The 18,586-nt window shown below is 58.7% G+C and carries 17 protein-coding genes; all 17 read right to left on the bottom strand.

Going from position 1 to position 18,586, the window contains the following annotated elements; all coding sequences use genetic code 11:
* Window positions 1-11: 11 nt before the first annotated feature.
* The 17 genes from atpB to WC903_07585 are packed head-to-tail and all read right to left on the bottom strand — an operon-like array spanning window position 12 to window position 18,532.
* Window positions 12-740: a F0F1 ATP synthase subunit A gene (gene atpB, locus WC903_07665; protein ID MFA5893817.1), complete on the bottom strand. Its 729-nt coding sequence runs from the start codon at window positions 738-740 to the stop codon at window positions 12-14.
* The gene (locus tag WC903_07660) at window positions 737-946 is read right to left on the bottom strand and encodes an AtpZ/AtpI family protein (protein MFA5893816.1); all 210 of its coding nucleotides are present in this window, start codon (window positions 944-946) and stop codon (window positions 737-739) included. Before WC903_07660 ends, atpB begins: the two co-directional genes overlap by 4 nt.
* Window positions 947-3,211, bottom strand: a complete 2,265-nt coding sequence (locus tag WC903_07655) for a sodium-translocating pyrophosphatase (GenBank protein MFA5893815.1) — start codon at window positions 3,209-3,211, stop codon at window positions 947-949.
* The gene (locus tag WC903_07650; GenBank protein MFA5893814.1) at window positions 3,204-3,581 is read right to left on the bottom strand and encodes a 4Fe-4S dicluster domain-containing protein; all 378 of its coding nucleotides are present in this window, start codon (window positions 3,579-3,581) and stop codon (window positions 3,204-3,206) included. Before WC903_07650 ends, WC903_07655 begins: the two co-directional genes overlap by 8 nt.
* Window positions 3,578-4,519 carry a complex I subunit 1 family protein gene (locus WC903_07645; protein ID MFA5893813.1) on the bottom strand — a complete coding sequence of 314 codons (942 nt, stop codon included), beginning with the start codon at window positions 4,517-4,519 and terminating at the stop codon, window positions 3,578-3,580. Before WC903_07645 ends, WC903_07650 begins: the two co-directional genes overlap by 4 nt.
* Entirely contained in the window at window positions 4,516-5,724 is a 1,209-nt protein-coding gene (locus tag WC903_07640) for a nickel-dependent hydrogenase large subunit (GenBank protein ID MFA5893812.1), read from the bottom strand. The genes WC903_07645 and WC903_07640 overlap by 4 nt, the downstream gene beginning before the upstream one ends.
* Window positions 5,717-6,190: an NADH-quinone oxidoreductase subunit C gene (locus tag WC903_07635; GenBank protein MFA5893811.1), complete on the bottom strand. Its 474-nt coding sequence runs from the start codon at window positions 6,188-6,190 to the stop codon at window positions 5,717-5,719. Before WC903_07635 ends, WC903_07640 begins: the two co-directional genes overlap by 8 nt.
* A 1-nt stretch (window position 6,191) precedes the next feature.
* Complete coding sequence (locus WC903_07630) at window positions 6,192-6,632, bottom strand: NADH-quinone oxidoreductase subunit B family protein (protein ID MFA5893810.1); 441 nt, start codon at window positions 6,630-6,632, stop codon at window positions 6,192-6,194.
* Window positions 6,633-6,956 (bottom strand): hypothetical protein, encoded by a 324-nt coding sequence (locus tag WC903_07625; GenBank protein ID MFA5893809.1) that lies wholly within the window; start codon window positions 6,954-6,956, stop codon window positions 6,633-6,635.
* Entirely contained in the window at window positions 6,953-7,273 is a 321-nt protein-coding gene (locus WC903_07620; GenBank protein MFA5893808.1) for an NADH-quinone oxidoreductase subunit K, read from the bottom strand. Before WC903_07620 ends, WC903_07625 begins: the two co-directional genes overlap by 4 nt.
* Window positions 7,270-7,758 (bottom strand): hypothetical protein, encoded by a 489-nt coding sequence (locus WC903_07615; GenBank protein ID MFA5893807.1) that lies wholly within the window; start codon window positions 7,756-7,758, stop codon window positions 7,270-7,272. The genes WC903_07620 and WC903_07615 overlap by 4 nt, the downstream gene beginning before the upstream one ends.
* The gene (locus WC903_07610) at window positions 7,755-9,191 is read right to left on the bottom strand and encodes a proton-conducting transporter membrane subunit (protein MFA5893806.1); all 1,437 of its coding nucleotides are present in this window, start codon (window positions 9,189-9,191) and stop codon (window positions 7,755-7,757) included. Before WC903_07610 ends, WC903_07615 begins: the two co-directional genes overlap by 4 nt.
* Before the next feature lie 12 nt (window positions 9,192-9,203).
* A complete protein-coding gene (locus WC903_07605; GenBank protein ID MFA5893805.1) occupies window positions 9,204-11,018 on the bottom strand; it encodes a proton-conducting transporter membrane subunit in 1,815 nt (604 codons plus the stop codon).
* Window positions 11,015-12,415, bottom strand: coding sequence for an NADH-quinone oxidoreductase subunit L (locus tag WC903_07600; GenBank protein MFA5893804.1), 1,401 nt, complete (start codon window positions 12,413-12,415; stop codon window positions 11,015-11,017). The genes WC903_07605 and WC903_07600 overlap by 4 nt, the downstream gene beginning before the upstream one ends.
* A gap of 54 nt (window positions 12,416-12,469) precedes the next feature.
* Window positions 12,470-13,861, bottom strand: coding sequence for a glutamate synthase subunit beta (locus tag WC903_07595; GenBank protein MFA5893803.1), 1,392 nt, complete (start codon window positions 13,859-13,861; stop codon window positions 12,470-12,472).
* On the bottom strand, window positions 13,854-18,293 hold the full coding sequence (gene gltB, locus WC903_07590) for a glutamate synthase large subunit (GenBank protein MFA5893802.1): 4,440 nt from the start codon (window positions 18,291-18,293) through the stop codon (window positions 13,854-13,856). The genes WC903_07595 and gltB overlap by 8 nt, the downstream gene beginning before the upstream one ends.
* A 23-nt stretch (window positions 18,294-18,316) precedes the next feature.
* The gene (locus tag WC903_07585) at window positions 18,317-18,532 is read right to left on the bottom strand and encodes a helix-turn-helix domain-containing protein (GenBank protein MFA5893801.1); all 216 of its coding nucleotides are present in this window, start codon (window positions 18,530-18,532) and stop codon (window positions 18,317-18,319) included.
* Between the last annotated feature and the right edge of the window lie 54 nt (window positions 18,533-18,586).

The following is an 18,586-nucleotide window of genomic DNA, read 5'->3' as shown; positions in this document are numbered from 1 at the left end:
TTTACCTCCTTCTAATGTCCTTCTTGGGCCGTAGCAATATACAAAGCCGAGAGATACGTGAAGACAAAGGCCTGAATAAAGGCGATGAAGAGTTCAAAAGCGAGAAAAACCGTGTCGCCGACGACCGGCAGGGGGACGACCAGCCAGCTGTGAAAGAGGACGATCATCGAGAGGATGAGAAACATGACCGCGTGGCCGGCGAACATGTTGGCGAACAACCGCATCGCCAGAGAAAAAGGTTTGGCCAGCGTGCTGATCAGTTCGATCGGTACCATGAAGACGGCGATCGGGAGCGGCACCCCCTCCGGGATAAAGCTCTTGAGATACGGGAAGAAACCGTGCTCCCTGACCCCAACCACCTGAACAACAAAAAAGACGATCAGGGCGAGGGCCGCGGTCGTATTGATATTGGCGGTGGCGCTGGCAACTCCGGGGACTAGGCCGAGCAGGTTACAGGCCAGGATAAAAGTGAAAATGGCTGCCAGGAAAGGGAGCCAACGGTCCCGAGTATCGCCTAACTGGCCGCCGATCTCATCGCGGATAAACAGGACGAGGACCTCGGCCAGGTTCTGCATTTTGCCGGGGACCGGCCTAAGTTGGCGTGAGACTAGCCAGAAAAAAACAGTGACGAGCAGGACAGCCAGCCACATCGCGATGACCCCGTTGGTGATCGAGAGGTCGATCCCCCCGAACTGCAGCGGGCAAACAATTTTCTGGCTCAAGTGCTCAATTACGTTCATTTTATTGCCAGTTTATACGCGCTCCAGAAACCGGCCACCGCTCCCAGGACGACCCCGGCCGCCAAGCCCCACGGAGAACTGTGCCACCAGCCGTCAACCACGTAGCCGAGCCAGGCGCCGGCAAAAACCGCCGCCGCCATCTCGACCCCGAGCGAAGCCGCTTTGAGCCAATCAGCCGGCCGCAGGACAGGAGGCTGCGCCGCCATTTACTTAACGGGAGCCGCTGATTCTTTCTTGTTCAGCCAGATGGCTAAGCCGATCATGCTCACACTGACCGCGATGACCGTAAATCTGATCGCCGGCGCCGGCTGGGCCAACACGATCGGCACGAGCAACAGGGCGACCAGGTTCATTACTTTGATCATCGGGTTGAGCGCCGGCCCGGCGGTGTCTTTGAATGGATCGCCGACGGTATCGCCGATGACCGAGGCCTTATGGGAATCGCTCCCTTTGCAGTGCTCTTCCCCCATATGGCCCATTTCGATCGCCTTCTTGGCATTGTCCCAGATGGCGCCGGCGTTGGAGAGAAGGACCGCCAGCAATTGGCCGACCAGGATGACGCCGGCGAGAAATCCGCCGAGCGCCGCAATACCAAAGGAAAAGACAACCGCAACCGGGGCAAAGACCGCGAGCAGAGCCGGGCCGACCAGTTCGCGCTGAGCCGCGGTGGTAACAATATCGACACAGCGGTCATATTGCGGCTTGTTCTGGCCGGTCATGATCCCGGGGATCTCCCGGAATTGGCGCCGCACTTCTTCCACGACCAAAAAGGCCGCCTTGCTGACCGCGTTGATCAGGAACGAGGAGAAGAGGAACGCGACCCCGCCGCCGATCAGCAGGCCGATAAAGACGTCGCCCTGGTTGAGCTGGATGCCGACCTTGGCCAGGCCACCCTCTTCAATGAACGATTTAAAGAGGGCGATCGCCGCGATGACCGCGGTGGCAATGGCAAAACCCTTGGTCAGGGCCTTGGTGGTGTTGCCGACCGCGTCGAGCTCGGCGACGATCATTTCGGCGCGCGAGCCGCGGGTCTTATTAACGCCCGACATCTCGAAGATGCCGTTGGCATTGTCCGAGATCGGGCCAAAAGTGTCCATGGCCAGGATGAAACCGGTGGTCGTCAGCAAGCCGAGGCCGGCCAGAGCGACCCCGTAAGCGGAAAGAGCGACATTGCCGCCGAAGATCGCCATCGAACAGAAAATAGTGGCGGCGATCGCCAGGACCGCCCAAAAAGAAGATTCGAGACCTAGGCCGAAGCCGGTCAGGATCAGCGTCGCCGGACCAGTCTTGGAGGCGCGAGCAGTCTGTTTCACCGGCTTATGCTTGGTATGAGCGAAGTAGTTGGTCATCTCTTCGATCACCACCGCCAAGACGATCCCGGTCAGGGTCGCCAGCGAGAAACGCCAGTCGGGGAGCCCGGTCCGCGGATCTTTCAGGTAAAAGTAGTTGATCGTGACAAAACCAACGATGGACGAGAGCGCCGCCACCCAGAAGCCGAAGTTGATCGGCTTCATCGGGTCGCCGATCTTTTCGGTCTCCTTGGCCCGGACCGACCAGGTGCCGAGCATTGAGGCAAATACGCCAATGGCGCGGACGAGCAAAGGATACATCACTAACTTCAGCGCCATGAGCGAAGCCCCCGCCCCATACAAAGCGACAAAGCTCTTGTCGGCCAGCGTCGCCGCACCCAGGATGATCGCCGCGACCAGGGTCACTTCGTAGCTTTCGAACACGTCGGCCGCCATGCCGGCGCAGTCGCCGACGTTATCGCCGACGTTATCGGCGATGACCGCCGCGTTGCGCGGATCGTCTTCCGGGATCCCCTGCTCCACTTTGCCGACCAGGTCGGCCCCGACGTCAGCCGCCTTGGTATAGATGCCGCCGCCGATCCGCATAAAGAGCGCCACCAGACAGCCGCCGAAACCAAAGCCGACCAGGACCTTCATCGCGTCCTGGCGGAAGATCAGGAAGATGGTCGTGGCGCCGAGCAGGCCGAGCCCGACGGTGAACATGCCGGAAACGGAACCGGCCTGGAAAGCGGTTTCTAGCGCTTTCTTGAAACTGGTCAGCGCGGCGTTGGCCACGCGGACATTGGCCCGAACAGCCAAGCTCATTCCGACAAAACCGGCCCCGGCTGACGCACAGGCGCCGCAGAGAAAAGCCAGAGCAATGCCGATCGGGATCATTCCATTATGCGGATAGACCGGCCGGTAAAGAAAATAAAGGCCGACCGTGATCAGAGCGATAAAGATCGCCATGACCTTGAATTGGCGGGATAAATAAGCGGCCGCCCCTTCCTGGATCGCCTTGGCCACATTGACCATCTCGGGCGAACCTTGCGGCTCCTTGAGGACCTTCCAGGTCAGAAAAGCCCCGTATAATAGAGCGATCACGGCAGACCCCAGCACGAACCAAAGCATATTCATCTCGACGGCACGGAGCGCGGGCAGGACAATACTTCCTTCAGACATTTTTCTTTTCCTCCTCTTCGTTTTTGACCACTATCTTCAACTTCTCACGGTCGAGCTCGGCCAATTCAAACTCACCGGTCACCTCCAGCGCCCCCTTCAGGCAGGAATCGACGCACTGGCCGCAATAGATGCAGCGACCCAGGTCAAGGTCCATCTCAAAGCGCTTGTCGCCCAGTTTCTTGATGACGATCGCTCGGGCCGGGCAATCGCGGACGCAGAGCTGGCAGCCGATGCAGCGTTCGGGGTAAAACTTCAGTTTGCCGCGGAACCCTTCGATCGCGCCCGACTTATCATAAGGATACATTAAGGTGGCCGGCTTTTTCAAGAGAGCTTCGAGTAATTCGCGGAGCATCTGTCCCGGCCATCTCATCGGTAAAGCGCTCCTTTCACTATCAGATTTAGCAGCAGCTGGAGAAAAGCGAGCGGCGCGAGATATTTCCAGCAGAATTCGATCATCTGGTCGAGCCGGAGCCGGGCCAAGAGCGACCGGGCCAGGGCGACCAGGAAAACGATGAAGAATATTTTAATTAAGAAGATGACCAGGCCAAGGGCCGGATAGACATTCAGGCCGAACGGCAGGAAAACCGCCGCCAGCAGGGCCGAAGCAACGATCGTTTCGACGTTCATCGTCAGGCGGAGAAAGGCGAGCCGCTGGCCGCTGTATTCGGTGAACGGCCCGGCGACCACTTCGGTCTCCGCTTCCGCGATATCAAAAGGGACCTTCTCCAATTTACCGAGGAGGGTGACCAGGGCGACCCCAAAACCGAGCAGGTTAACGAGCCAGAGGCCGGGATGCGCCGCGTAAAAAGCGGTCAGGCCGCTCAGCGACCAGGTATTGGCCAGCAGGGCCGGCGCCAGGATCGCCAGGAAGAGCGGCACCTCATAAGCGAACAGTTGGATGAGGGCGCGGACCGCGCCAATCATCGAATAGACCGAACGGGAGTACCAGCCGCCGAGGAAAAAAGTGAGCGACGGGATGATCAGGAGATAAAGGACGACGATCAGGTCGCCGTTGAAAGAGAAGAGAGCGTTGGCCCCCCAGAGCGGGATATAGAAGAAGGCGGTGATCGTCGCGGCCAGGGCGATCGCCGGCATCAGGCGGAAGATCTGCAGATCGGAGCCGACGACCGTAACATTTTCTTTCCCGGCCAGCTTGATAATGTCGGCCAGCGGCTGGAACCAGGGGGGGCCCACCCGGTTCTGGAAGCGGGCGACCAGGTTCCGGTCGATATACTCCGCCGCCAGGCCGGCGACCAGGAGGAAGAGCATCCCCGGGAAGATAAATATCTGGAACAACGACATGATCATAGTTTAATTTTCATCCTTGAGAAATCGACGCCCTTATTTTTATACCAATCGATGCTGTAGCGGCGGAGGTCCTCCCAGTTCATCGTCCCCTCCTGGTCACCGGTCACTGTGATCAGCCGGTCGGTGCAGGAGAAACAGGGATCGATCGCCGCGACGACGATCGGCAGGTCGGCCAGATAGCGATCTTCCAGCATTTTAGAAACCGCCTGCAGGTTGGCCAGGGTCGGGGCACGGAGCTTGACCCGTTCCGGATTCTCCGTCCCGTTGGCGCGGACGTAATGGACATCCTCGCCGCGCGGCGCTTCATAGCGGCTAAGCACCTCCCCGGCCGGGATGCGGCGCGGGGCTTTAACGGTCAGCGGTCCATCCGGCAGCTCTCGGAGCGCCTGGCGGACGATCTTGTACGCTTCCATCAATTCGCCGACGCGGACCAGGGTCCGGCCGTAAACGTCACAATGGTTATCGGTCACTACCTTGAAATCTAGCTCGCCGTACGCGGCGTACGGGTCGTCGCGGCGGACATCTTGGTCGACACCCGAAGCGCGGCTGGTCGGGCCGACCGCGCCAAGGGTCACGGCGTCTTCCGGCGAGAGGTAGCCGACCTTGGACAACCGGTCGATCAGCGTCGGCTCGCTCGTCGCGATCCCGGCGTAATATTTGGTCCGCTCTTCGAGCGTGTCGAGCGCCTTGAGGATATCGCCGGCCAACTCCTTTCCGATATCGCGGCGGACGCCGCCGAGCGTGTTCATGGCGTAATTGACCCGGTTGCCGGAGATCCGCGCCAGCAGGTCCATGACGATCTCCCGGTCGCGCCAGGTATACATTAACAAAGTATCGAAGCCAACCTCGTGCCCGGCGACGCCGAGCCAGAGGAGATGGCTGTGGACCCGCTCGAGTTCCCCGACGATAGTCCGGAGGTAGCGGGCCCGCTTGGGAACTTCCAGCCCGGCAAGCTCCTCGACCGCCTGGATGAAGGCGCTGGAATGGGAATGCGAGCAGATCCCGCAGACCCGCTCAATGAGGTAGAGAGCTTGGGTATAATTGCGCCCTTCACACGCTTTCTCGATACCGCGATGGTTGTAGCCGAGCTTGACGCTGGCCGAGGTGATCTTTTCTCCGCGCAGGGTCAGCAGGAAACTCTCCGGCTCTTTCAGCGCCGGGTGCTGGGGGCCGATCGGTATTTTTACGTCATCAGGTTCAAACATTCTTCTTCTCCTCGTCCAGGCAGGAGACCCCTACCCAGTCTTTCCGCAGCGGATATTGCCCGGCCGGCCAACCGTCGGGGAGCGGATAGCTGTTGCCGGGAGGCAACCCTTCAACTTTGATCCCCAGCAAGTCGACCAATTCCCGCTCGTATATCTCGGCCGGAGGATAAATATCCATGACGCTCTTGAGGACTGGCGTTTCGCGGGAGATTTTGGTCTTGAGGTTCAAGACCAGCCCGGTCCCGTCGCTTAAGTGATAAATAACCGCAAAAGCCTCACGCTCGTCGAGGCCGGTGATCGTCAGAAGCTGGTAGAAATTTTGTGACTGGCGTAAATATTTCAGGACCTCGGGGAAATTGGCCATCTCCACCTCGACCCAGAGGCGGCGCGCCCGCTGTAACTTTATTTTTTCTTTAAGGAAGTTGAACTTATTTTCTAAAGAACTAATAATCTCTTGTTCGGTCATGTCAGCCTCCTTTATCCAGCGTGGCCAGTAATTTAACCACGGCATCGATGATCGCTTTGGGGCTGGCCGGGCACCCCGGGATGTAAGCTGAAACGGGGATCGCCTTGTCGATCCCTCCCTTGACGCTGTAGCAATCGTGGAAGACCCCGCCGGAACAGGCGCAGGTCCCGACCGCCAGGACGAACTTCGGCTCGGCCATCTGGTCGTAAATATTCTTCAACCGGCATTCCGTTTGCCGGGTGACCGGTCCGGAGCAGACCAGGACGTCGGCGTGGCGCGGTGATCCTTTCAAGATCATGCCGAAGCGCTCGATGTCGTAGCGCGGGGTAAGCGCCGCGATGATCTCGATATCGCAGGCGTTACACGCCCCGGTATTGAAATGGATGATCCAGGGCGATTTGATCCGCGCCCAGGTCACTATTTTCTTGACTAAACCCATCATTTACCTCCGCAACAGGATAAGCAGGCCGATCGCCGCCGTCGCCATGTAGGCCACGGCCAAACCAAAAACTTCCGGCGTCTCCACCGGCACCGTGGCGATGATCATCGCCACGACGTGCAGGATGGTGAAGAAAAAAGCGTAAGGGAAGAACTGGCTGTAATCGGGCTGGATCAGATGCTCCTCAAAATCTTCGCCGCAGGAATACGGGTCGGTCAGCCGCTCGCTTTGCCGGGCGGAGAAGATGTTGAGCAGCCGCGACAAGAGCCAGACCCCGGCCAGGACGACCAGGAAAGTGACCGGCGGGAGTAATAACCAGTTGTTCATCCCTTTAATTTCCTCAATTCTTGCGAATCGATCGTCCCGTAATGGCGGAAGAGCCAGAGGATGATCCCCCCGGCGACGACCATCAGGACGACCTCGATCACGATCAGGGTAATGACCAGGGCCTGGGCGGTACCGAGATTGCCGGTCAGGTAACCGGCCAGGATCAGCGAGAGGGTCGCCCCTTTCATTAAGATCTCAATACCGATGATCGCCCGCATTAAATTAAATGAAGCAATGAGGCAATAGAGTCCGCAGATCGTCACCAGGATAATGGCGACGCTGTAATAATAGAAAAGCTGTGAGGCGAGTTCGTTCATTTCTCCCCTCCCCGGAAAAAGATCACCGTGCCAAAAATACCGATCAGCAAAATAGCGATCTGGCCGGCCAGATCGAGCTGGCGCAGGTTCCAAATGACATTACGCGCGTCAAGCGCCTGCCCGGCCGCCAGTTGCGGGATGAGCGGCGCCTTAACGAACATTAAAAGGGCGGCAGCGACCACGGCCAGGAGGATCGGGAGGGGCCAGAATTTACTCCAGCGCTCTTTTTGCCGGACGAGGAAACGGGCCGCGCTGACCCGCTCGGTAAAGCTGATCGTAGTAACAAAGATGACGGAGATCAACCCGGCGCAGACCGAGAGCTCAAAAACGGCGGCCAGCGGCGAATTGAGCCGGAACATGATGATCGTCAGGATAATACTGGTCACGGCCAGCCCGATGACCGAGCGGAGGAGCCGCACCGTCATCACCGTCCAGAGGGCGGAGAGGAGGAACAAGACCAGCATTAATATATCTAAATTATTCATGGCAACACCACTAAAGCCTTAATTGGCAAGATCAACCCTTGCATCACAAAAGGAAAGCAGACCCCAACCCCCACCGTGATCAACGCCAGAATGATCGCCGTCGTAGTGATCCCCCACCCCGCTTCGCGCACCCCGTCCAACCCCGGGACCAATTTACCAAAGAAGACCCGGCGTTGCAGCGAGAGGAAATAAGCCAGGGTCAGAACGCTGGCCAGCAGAGCGAAAAGGGCGTAACCGGACTGGCCTGCCTGCCACAAAGCGAGAATGATCATCAGCTTGCTCCAGAAACCGGCCAGCGGCGGGATCCCGGCCGCGGAGAGGAAACCGATCACCGAAGTGAAGCCGGTCACCGGCATCCGGGCGGATAAACCGCCCAGCGCGTCGATCTCCTGGGTTTCAACTTGCTGCTCGATCGCCGCCGCGTTGACGAAGAGGAGCGACTTGAAGACCGCGTGGTTGAAGAAATGGAAAACCGCCCCGGCGATAGCGAGCGGCGTGCCGCAACCGAGCGCCAGGATAATATAACCGACCTGGCTGATGCTCGAATAGGCAAGCAGCCGTTTGAGGTTTTGCTGGGTCAGCGCGGCCAGCGCCCCGATCAGGATCGAAGCGGCACCGAGGAACATGACCGCGGCGTCGATCCGGCTATCAAAGCCAAAGACCGAAACGAAGAGCCGGATCAGGACGTAAACGCCGGAAACCTTGGTAATGATCCCGGCCAGGAGGACCGAAGCGTAGGTCGGCGCCGCCGTGTAAACATCGGGCAGCCAGCCGTGAAAGGGGACTACCCCTGACTTGATCAGCGCGCCGCAGACAAAGAGGGCTAGCGCCAGCCGGGCCGGCCAGGTACCGGCCGAAGCCGCGACCGCCGGCCCGACGGCGGCAAACGAAGTGCCGCCGGCGAACAGGATGACCAAAGAGAGCGCGGTCAGCATCAGGACCGAAGAAAGGGCCGAAAAAAGGAGATATTTGAAAGCTCCTTCCAGGCCGAGCGGATCTTTGCGGAAAGCGATCAGAATAAAAGAGGCGATCGCCGCGATCTCGATGAAGAGATACATGGTGAAGAGGTCTTTAGCCAGGGCCAACCCGTTCAGACCGATCAGGACAAGCATTAACAGGTTGACGAAATAGAATTTTTTCTTTGGCTCTTTGATGAGATGTTCCGCGCAGAGGAGCGTGGCCAGCGCCACCAGACCGACCGCCAGGATGACAACCAGGCTGATCGCGTCGACCGAGGCGTCAAAATGAAAGAAACATTCGAGCGGGTTGAAACGCATATCCCAGAGGCCGGTCGGCAGAAGAGCCACGACCGCCAGCTGGGCCAGGATGACCAACAAGCCGAGCCAGAAAGCCCCTTTGATAAAACCTTGCTTGAAGTGGAGGTTGAGCACCACCAGACAAGCTAACGGCACTAATATTAATAATAATGACATATTTTCTTTTCCTTATCGGAACGCCAGGAACAGGACGAACGAGCCGCCGACTAGGATCCAAACGATATAGACGGCATAATTGCCGCCGTGCGCCCAACGGATAACCCGGGAAGAGAGGAGCGCCAGCCCGGGGGCGAGCGTTTCGTAGAACCAATCGATCATTCGGTCAATAAAATAACCGGTCCGGGCGACCAGGTCGGCCAGTTTCAAGCCGAGATCGTAGGGATCGTACCAGCGTTTTTCCGCTCCGTCATAAATTTGTTTTAGCCCCGGCGCGTAATGGATATGGTCGACCGCCTTTAAGCCTGAACCGAATTTCTTCACTCCGAACAGATGGTTAAGGTATGCTCCCGCCAGGACGACCACCGTCATGACGATCAGGAAGAGGTTGCGCGGCAAGCCGGCAAAGTCCTGTCCTTCGAGCCGGGCGTGACCGAGGACCGGCTGGACCAGGCGATGGAGCGGCCAGTGGTTCATCAGGCCAAAAACGATACAGACTGCGGCGATCAGGAGCATCGGCACCAGCATTGGCCAGGGGGCTTCTGCCACCCCCACCCTTTTCTTTCCCCAGAAAGCGGCGTGGCCCAGTTTCAAGAACGAGGCGGCGGTAAAGAACGAACCGCCGACCGCGGCCAGGTAGAAGATCCACCCCCGCTCGAGCGCCGCGTCATAGACCAATTCTTTGGAAAAGAAACCGTTGAAAGGCGGAACGCCGCAGATCGAAGCGGCTGCGACGCAGAAAGCGCCAAACGTCAATGGCATCGCCCAACCGAGCCCGCCCAGTTTGGCCAGGTCGGTCGTCCCGGCCTGTTTCTCGACGGCGCCGCCGGTCAGGAAGAGACACGACTTGTAGAGGGCGTTGTTGATCATGTGGAAAAGGCCGCCGACGATCCCGGCCGGAACGCAGGTGCCGATGCCGAGGATCATGTAACCGACCTGGCTGACGGCGTGGTAAGCCAGGAGCCGCTTGTAATCTTTCTGGACCAGCGCCATCATCACCGCGAAAAGGATGGTCAGAGCACCGACGATCATCATTAAATAACTTAGCCACGACTGGGGGACAAGCTGGTAGAGCTGAAGGGAGATCCGGCCCAGGAAATAGATACCGAGGAGCTTTTCCAGCGAAGCCGGCAAGATCGCCATAAAGGGGAGCGGCGCGTCGAGGGCCGCGTCGGGGATCCAGCTATGGAACGGCATCGCACCGGCCTTGGCGATCGCGCCGATCATCAGGCAGACAAAAGCGACCGTCGCCAATGGCGAAAGCGGGATACTGATGGCCGACATGGTCAAGGTCTTCGCCAAATAGCCGGTCAAACCGATCCCGAGCATCAGGCAGAGGTCGGAAATACCGATGATAATGAACGCCTTGGTCGCCGTCTTGATCGCCTCCGGGCTGCCCAACCGGATCAGACCGAACATGGCCAGGAGTAAACCTTCCCAGAAGAAGAGCATCACGACCAGGTTGTTGGCCAGGACGGCGCCGTTGACCAGGGCGACCGAAAGCAATAAATATGAATAGAACTGGTTCCCCCGCTCCTTCCCGAGCATGAAAGCGGTCGAATAGAGGGCGATCATCAGGCCAAAGAAAGCAGCGCCCAGGAGGATGAACGCGCTAAAGCTGTCGAGCCGGAGAGCGAACTCTATCCCGTAACCGGCCCACGGTAATTTAAGGGTTTCATTTAAGGGGAAAAGCCGGAACGCCAACCCCATGACCCAGGTCGAAGCGATCAGCGTGACTGCTTCGCGCAGATACTTGGCCCGTCCCGGTATCAGCAGGACGGCTAACCCGGCGATCGCCGGGACAAGGATCGGCCAGAGTAAGATCATGGGAGCATCCCCCGCACCACTGATTGGACCAGATCAGCCGGATAATTGATGAACACGCCGCCAGCCAGGGACAAGATGGCCAGGATAACGACCGAGGCGATCATCATGACCGAGCTTTCTTTCGCCGGCGTTTTTTTCGCTTCGCCCATAAAGACGGCGTTGAAAAGACGGAAAAGGTAGAGGACAGTCAGGAAGGCCGCGACTATAAAAAGCAGGGCGACCACCGGCTGTTTGGCCTGGAGCGCCCCGGCGATCACCATATATTTACTGAAGAAACCGCCGAAAGGCGGGATCCCCATGATCGAGAAAGAGCAGAAGAGGAAAGCAAAAGCGGTCCACGGCATCGTCTTGGCCAGGCCCCCCAGCTCATCGATCCGTTTCGTTTTGGCATTCTGCTCCACTATCCCGGCGCAAAGGAAAAGCCCGCCTTTGGCCAGGCCGTGCATTAATATGTAAAGGAGCGCCCCAGCCACCCCGATCGCCGTCCCGGAAGCTAAACCGAGGAAGATGAAACCGATCTGGCTGACGGTCGAGTAAGCGATGATCCGTTTCAGATCTTTATCGATCAGGGCGGCGCCGGCCGAGACGAGCGCGCTGACCAGGGCGATCCACATTACCAGCACCTGCCAGTCGATTGGCAACGGCCAGGTAACGACAAATAAGCGGGCAAAGACGTAGACGCCGATCTTGACCAGGACGGCGGCATGGAGGAGAGCGGTGACCGGTGAAGGGGCGACGCCGGCATCCGGGAGCCAGGTCTGGAAAGGTAAAGTGGCCGATTTAGAGAGGATCCCGGCCAGGATAAAGAGAATAGCTAGGCCCGGAAGCGCCTGCCCCCTGACTACCGCCAGGTCAAAAGACCCGGCCTGCTGATAGACCATGATAAAACCGGCTAACATTAATAAGGCGCCGGTCACGGTTACCAGGAACGACTTGTCCGCTTTCAAAATCTGATATTTCTCCCGGAAGAACCCGATCAGCCGCCAGCTGGAAAGAGCGGTCATCTCCCAAAAGATGTAGAGGAGGATCAGGTTGGCCGAGAAGACCAGGCCCATCATTGAGCCGAGGAAGAGGAGTACCATCAGGTAGTATTCGTTCTGGTTGTCGTAATGGCTGATGTAGTCGAAAGAATAAAAGACGATGATCGCGCTGATAAAGGAAGAGACAGCCGCCATGAAGAGGGCCAGGCCATCGGCGGTTAGGGCGAAGTTCGCTCCCAGCGGAAGTGGAAAGTTGATCGTGATCGTTTGGCCGCGGTAGATCAGCAGCAGCACACTGACCAGAGGGACCAGCGCTAGAAATAGCGCCGAAAAGTTACGCAGCTTGGGGGAAAGCTTGCCTAACAAGGGCAATAGAAAAGCCCCTAATATAGGAACGATGACAGCGGCGAGTAACAAGCGCAAAGTTATCCCTTTCTAGTAAGATGACTCTCTTACTGGGTCATTTTATCATTATTCGACCGGGCTGGCAAGATAACGGCTGACCCCGGCGGCCGCCTGCCGCCCCTCGCTAATCGCCCAAACGATCAGAGCTTGCCCGCGCCGGGCGTCGCCGGCGGCAAAAACCCCGGGGAGCGAGGTCTGGTAATATTCATCGGTCTTAAAGTTCTTTCTGGCATCCAGTTCAATGTCTAAACCTTTGACCGGTTCAGGGTGGAGAAAGCCGAGGGCAAGCAGTACCAGGTCAGCTTCAATCTCAAATTCCGTCCCCGGTATCTCTTTTAACTTAGCATCGACCTTAACGCATTCTAATCCCGTGACTCGTGATTCGTGGTTCGTGAATCGTTTAGTCAACACCGCCCACTGCCTCTCCCCGCCCTCCTCATGGCTGGTCGAGGTCTTTAAAACGACAGGATATTTCGGCCATGGTTGTTCCGGCGGCCGGGTTTCGCCCGGTTTCGGCAATAATTCGATCTGGATAACGCAGGCCGCTCCCTGGCGATGCGCCGTCCCGACGCAATCCGAGCCGGTATCTCCCCCGCCGATGACGACGACTTTTTTACCTTTGGCGTGGATCGTGGTTCGTGATTCGTGGTTCGCGACTATTTTATTAGCCTGGGTTAGATATTCTAGCGCAAAGTGGATTCCCTCAAATTCGCGGCCCGGCACTTTGAGATCGCGCGGGACCCGGGAACCGCTGGCCAGAACGACCGCGTCAAACTCATCACGCATTATATCCAGAGTTAGATCGACCCCCACCTTGACCCCCGTCTTAAAGGTGATCCCCTCCTTCCGCCAAAGCCCGATCCGGCGGTCGAGGATGTTCTTCTCCAGTTTGAAATCAGGGATGCCGTAACGCATCAGACCGCCCGGCTGGTCGTCTTTTTCGAAGACCGTGACCAGGTGCCCCGCCCGGTTCAGCTCCGCGGCGCAGGACAATCCGGCCGGACCGGAGCCGACGACCGCCACCCTCTTGCCGCTCCTGATCCGGGGGGGACGCGGCTTGACCAGGCCATGCTGGAAAGCGTATTCAATGATCGCCAGCTCGTTCTCGCGAATAGTGACCGGATCGTCATTGATCCCGAGGACGCAGGCGTATTCGCAGAGGGCCGGACAGACCCGTCCGGTGATCTCGGGGAGATTATTAGAAGCATCAAGGAGTTCAAAAGCGTGTTCCCAATTGCCATTATAAGCGCTATCGTTCCACTCCGGAATATAATTGCCGAGCGGGCAGGCCCAGTGGCAGAACGGGGTGCCGCAATCCATGCAGCGCGACGCCTGTTCTTTGACTTGCGGAATAGTCCGGAGCTTAAAGACCGGCGCGTGGTCCTGGACCCGGTCGCAGACCGGCCGGTATTCCCCTTTTTGCCGCTTTATTTTCAGGAAACCTTTCGGATTACCCATCGGAGACCCCCAACTTATTGAGCTCCTCCTGTTTCATCGCCCGTTCTTGCAAGACTCGCTTGAATTCGATCGGCAGAACTTTGACAAAGTGGCTGGTTTCCTGACCGAAGTTGTCCAGGATCGTCTTGGCTATCCCGCTGCCGGTCGCCGCGTGATGGTCGTGCAGGAGTTCGCGCAGCATAATTTCATCCAGCTCGTCCAAGGCATCCAGCCTGACCATTTCCCGATTGCACTTCTCGGTAAAGTCGCCCCGCTGGTCATAAACATAGGCTATCCCGCCCGACATCCCGGCGGCAAAGTTACGCCCGGTCGGGCCAAGAACGACGACCCGGCCGCCGGTCATGTATTCGCAGCCATGGTCGCCCACCCCTTCGACGACGGCGTACAGGCCGGAATTGCGGATGCAGAAACGCTCTCCGGCCACGCCGCGAATAAAAGCGCGGCCGGCGATCGCCCCGTAAAAAGTGGTGTTGCCGATAATGATATTCTTTTCCGGCCGGTAGGTCGTTCGGCTGTTCGGATAGATAATAAGCTTACCGCCGGAGAGCCCTTTACCGACATAATCGTTGGCCATTCCCTCCAGCTCAAAAGTGATCCCGCGCGCCAGCCAGGCGCCAAAGCTCTGCCCGGCCACGCCGCTGAATTTGATATGGATCGTCCCTTCCGGCAGGCCCGCTTCGCCATGCAGCCGGCAAACCTCGCCGCTCAACATCGCCCCGGTCGTCCGGTTAAAGTTCTCCAGCGGCAGCTCGGCCTTGACCTGGCGGCCGTTGACCAGGGCCGGCTGGGCTAATTCGATCAGCTTCCGGTCCAGAACCTGATCGATCCCGTGGTCCTGCTTCTGGGTGCAGCGCGCCGCCCCCTGCGGCTTAAAAAGTATCTTCGAATAATCAAGTTTTTTGGCTTTCCAGGGGAGGATCGCCTGGTCCAGCTCCAGCCGGTCGGTCTGGCCGACCATCTCGTCCAGGGTTCGGAAACCTAAGGAAGCCATGATCTCGCGCAGCTCCTCAGCCACAAAGCGCATGAAGTTCATGACATATTCCGGCCGGCCGGCAAAGCGCTGGCCCAGATATTCGTCTTGGGTCGCCACGCCGACCGAGCAGTTGTTGAGATGGCAATGGCGGAGCATAACACAGCCGCAGGCGACCAGGGTCGCCGTGCAAAAACCGAACTCTTCCGCCCCGAGCAGGGCGGCGATCGCCACGTCGCGTCCCGTCCGGAGCTGGCCGTCGGTCTGGAGCCGGACCCGGCTCCGCAGATCGTTCAGGACGAGGGTCTGGTGCGCTTCCGATAAACCAAGTTCCCACGGCAGGCCGGCATGTTTGATCGAGGTCAGCGGCGAAGCGCCGGTCCCGCCATCCCCGCCGGAGATCAGGATCATATCGGCATGCCCCTTGGCTACGCCGGCCGCGACCGTCCCCACGCCGATCTCCGAAACGAGCTTGACGCTGATCCGGGCGCGCGGGTTGACGTTCTTCAGATCAAAGATCAGCTGGGCCAGGTCCTCGATCGAATAAATATCATGGTGCGGCGGCGGCGAGATGAGCGTCACGCCCGGCGTGGTAAAACGGGTCCGGGCGATGATCGCGCTCACTTTATGGCCGGGGAGTTGGCCGCCTTCGCCCGGCTTGGCCCCCTGGGCCATCTTGATCTGCAATTCGTCGGCATTGACCAGATAATTGGTATTAACGCCAAAGCGGCCCGAAGCGACCTGCTTGATGGCGCTCCGCCGCTCGTCCTTGAACCGCTCCGGCTCTTCCCCACCCTCGCCGGTATTGGAGCGGCCGCCGAGCCGGTTCATGGCGATCGCCAGCGTCTCGTGGGCGCCGCGGCTAATCGAACCAAAGCTCATCGCCCCGGTGGCGAACCGTTTGACCAGGCTCTCGACCGATTCAACTTCCTTTAAGGGAATGGGTTGGCCGATCTTGAAGCGGAGCAAACTGCGCAAGGTCGTCGGGTTCTTCGACTGGTCGTTGATCAGGTTAGAAAATTCCTTGAAACGGCTGAAATCTTCTTTCCGGACCGCATCCTGCAGGGCGGCAATGCTCTCCGGGTTCCAGAGGTGGAACTCACCGTCGCGTTTCCACTGATAAACGCCGCCGGTCGAAAGAAGCGGCCGGTCGTTGGCAAAAGCGGCCTTGTGCCGGGCCAGGGTTTCACTGGCAATGACGGCAAAGTCGGCGCCGCCGATCCGCGAGGTCGTCCCCTCAAAACAGCGCTCGATCACTTCGTCGTTGAGGCCGAGCGCCTCAAAGATCTGCGCCCCGCGATAACTATTCAGGGTCGAGATCCCCATCTTGGAGAAGATCTTGAGCAGACCATGGTGGACCGCCTCCCGGAAATTGTCGGCCGCAGTCAGGGTGTCATGGGTCAGGTCATTTTCGTTGATCAAGAGGTCGATCGCTTCATAGGCCAGGTAAGGATTGACCAGGTCGACGCCATAGCCGAACAGCAGGGCAAAATGATGCGTTTCGCGCGGCTCGCCCGATTCCAGAATGATCCCGATCTTCGTCCGGAGCGACTTCTGGACCAGATGGTGATGGACGGCGCCGACCGCCAGCAGGGCCGGCAACGCGGCATGTTTGGCGTCCACGTCACGATCGCTCAAAATGATAAAGGTATAGCCCTCTTCGATCGCCGCGACCGCCTCGCCGCAAACCCGGTCGAGCGCCTCCATAAAATACTTCTCATTCTGAACGTGGAATAACAGCGAGATCGTTCTGGCACGGAAACTATTTTTCCGGATCGAGCGGATCTGTTCCAGCTCGCCATTGGTCAGGATCGGCGTCTTGACCCGGAGCTTGTGGCCATGTTCCGGCGTCTCGGCCAGGAAATCGAGCTGGGGACCGACGTAACTCTCCAGGCTCATGACCAGCTCCTCGCGGATCGGGTCGACCGGCGGGTTGGTCACTTGGGCGAACAGCTGTTTGAAATAGTTATAAAGGGGCTGCGGCCGTTGCGAGAGGACGGCGTGCGGGGTATCGTTCCCCATCGAGCCGATCGGCTCGGCCCCGCTCTCGGCCATCGGTTTGAGGATGATCTTCAGGTCTTCCCGGCTGTAACCGAAGGCGCCTAAGGTTGATATCAAATCTCGCGGCGGTTCCACGGTCGGCGCGACGCGCGGCAATTTTTCCAGCTCGACCATCTGGTCGTTCAGCCAGTCGCCGTACGGTTGGCGGCCGCAGATCTCGGCCTTGACCTCGGCATCCTGGACGATCCGACCCTTGGCCGTATCGATGTAGAAGATCTTGCCCGGCTCGAGCCGGCCGGAGAGCTCGATCTCGCCCGGTTCGATCGGCAGCACGCCGACTTCGGACGCCATCACCACCAGCCCGCTCTTGGTCACCAGATAGCGGGCGGGGCGCAAGCCGTTCCGGTCGAGCACCGCTCCGACCGAGACCCCGTCGGTAAATGCGATCGCCGCCGGGCCATCCCACGGCTCCATAAAGCAGGCGTGGTAGCGGTAGAAATCCCGGGCTTGCTTAGCCATCGCTCCGTTATGTTCCCAGGCGGGCGGGATCAGCATCATCATGGCGTGCGGGAGGGAACGCCCCTCCAGGACGAGGAGCTCAAAAACATTGTCGAGCGCGGCCGAGTCGCTCCCGCCGGGGACGATGACCGGTTTCAAGCCGCTCTCCCGCGCCCGCATCCAGTTGATATTGCCGCGCAGGGTGTTGATCTCGCCGTTATGGGCCAGAAAACGGAACGGCTGGGAGAGGTCCCAGGTCGGGAAAGTATTGGTGCTGTAGCGCGAATGGACCAGGGCCAGGGCGCTCCGCAGCGCCGGCTCTTTCAGGTCAAGGAAATAGCGGGCCACCTGGCGCGGCATCAGCAACCCCTTGTAAGCGACGGTCCGCGACGAGAGGTTGGTGATGTAGAACGAGGCTTTTTGTTTCAGCTCGCAGATCCGGACGATATTCTCGATCCTCTTGCGGATACCATAAAGCCGTTTTTCCAGCTCCAGCTGGCTGTTGACCTTTTTCCCTTTACCGATAAAGACCTGTTCGATCGCCGGCTCGCTCTCCCGGGCGCTTTTGCCGATGACGGTATTATCGACCGGCACGGTTCGCCAGCCGATCAACTCCTGCCCTTCTTCCTCAACCACTTTAGCGAAAAGCTCTTTGCAGTATTGCCGCTCTGCCAGGTCGGTCGGGAGAAAAATGAGCCCGGTCCCGTAAGCGCCGGCCGGCGGGATTTTTAGTTGCGCGGCGTAGAACTCATGCGGGATCTGGAGGAGGATGCCGGCGCCGTCGCCGGTGTCGGGATCGGCCCCGACCGCGCCGCGGTGAGCCAGCCGCTCGAGGACGGCCAACCCCTGGCAAACGATCTCGTTCGACCGTTTCCCCTTAATATCAACGACGAACCCGACCCCGCAACTGTCGTGTTCGTAGCTTGGATCATATAGACCCTGTTTTTTTGGATAACTATTCATTTTCAATCCCTAGTCCCCGGCACCTAGCACCTGATACCTAACTTCCTCATCTTCGCCCGCAACGTATTCCGATTGATCCCGAGGATCCGGGCCGTCTTCAACTGGTTGCAAAGGGTCATCGCCAGGACCTTCTCGATCAGCGGCTTCTCGACTGATTCTATCAAATTTCGATAAACTTTACCCGAATTCTCCTTGATGAAAAAGTCGCTAAGTTTATTGACTTCGTCCGTTATCGCCATCGTTACTCACCTCCTCCTGGTCATGCCCATATTTTGGGCATCTAAGAGCAAAAA

The organism is Candidatus Margulisiibacteriota bacterium (genome assembly GCA_041658645.1).
GTDB lineage: Bacteria > Margulisbacteria > WOR-1 > O2-12-FULL-45-9 > XYB2-FULL-48-7 > JBAZZV01.
Note: the sequence above shows the minus strand (reverse complement) of the source record. Positions and strands in the feature narration are given on the sequence as shown.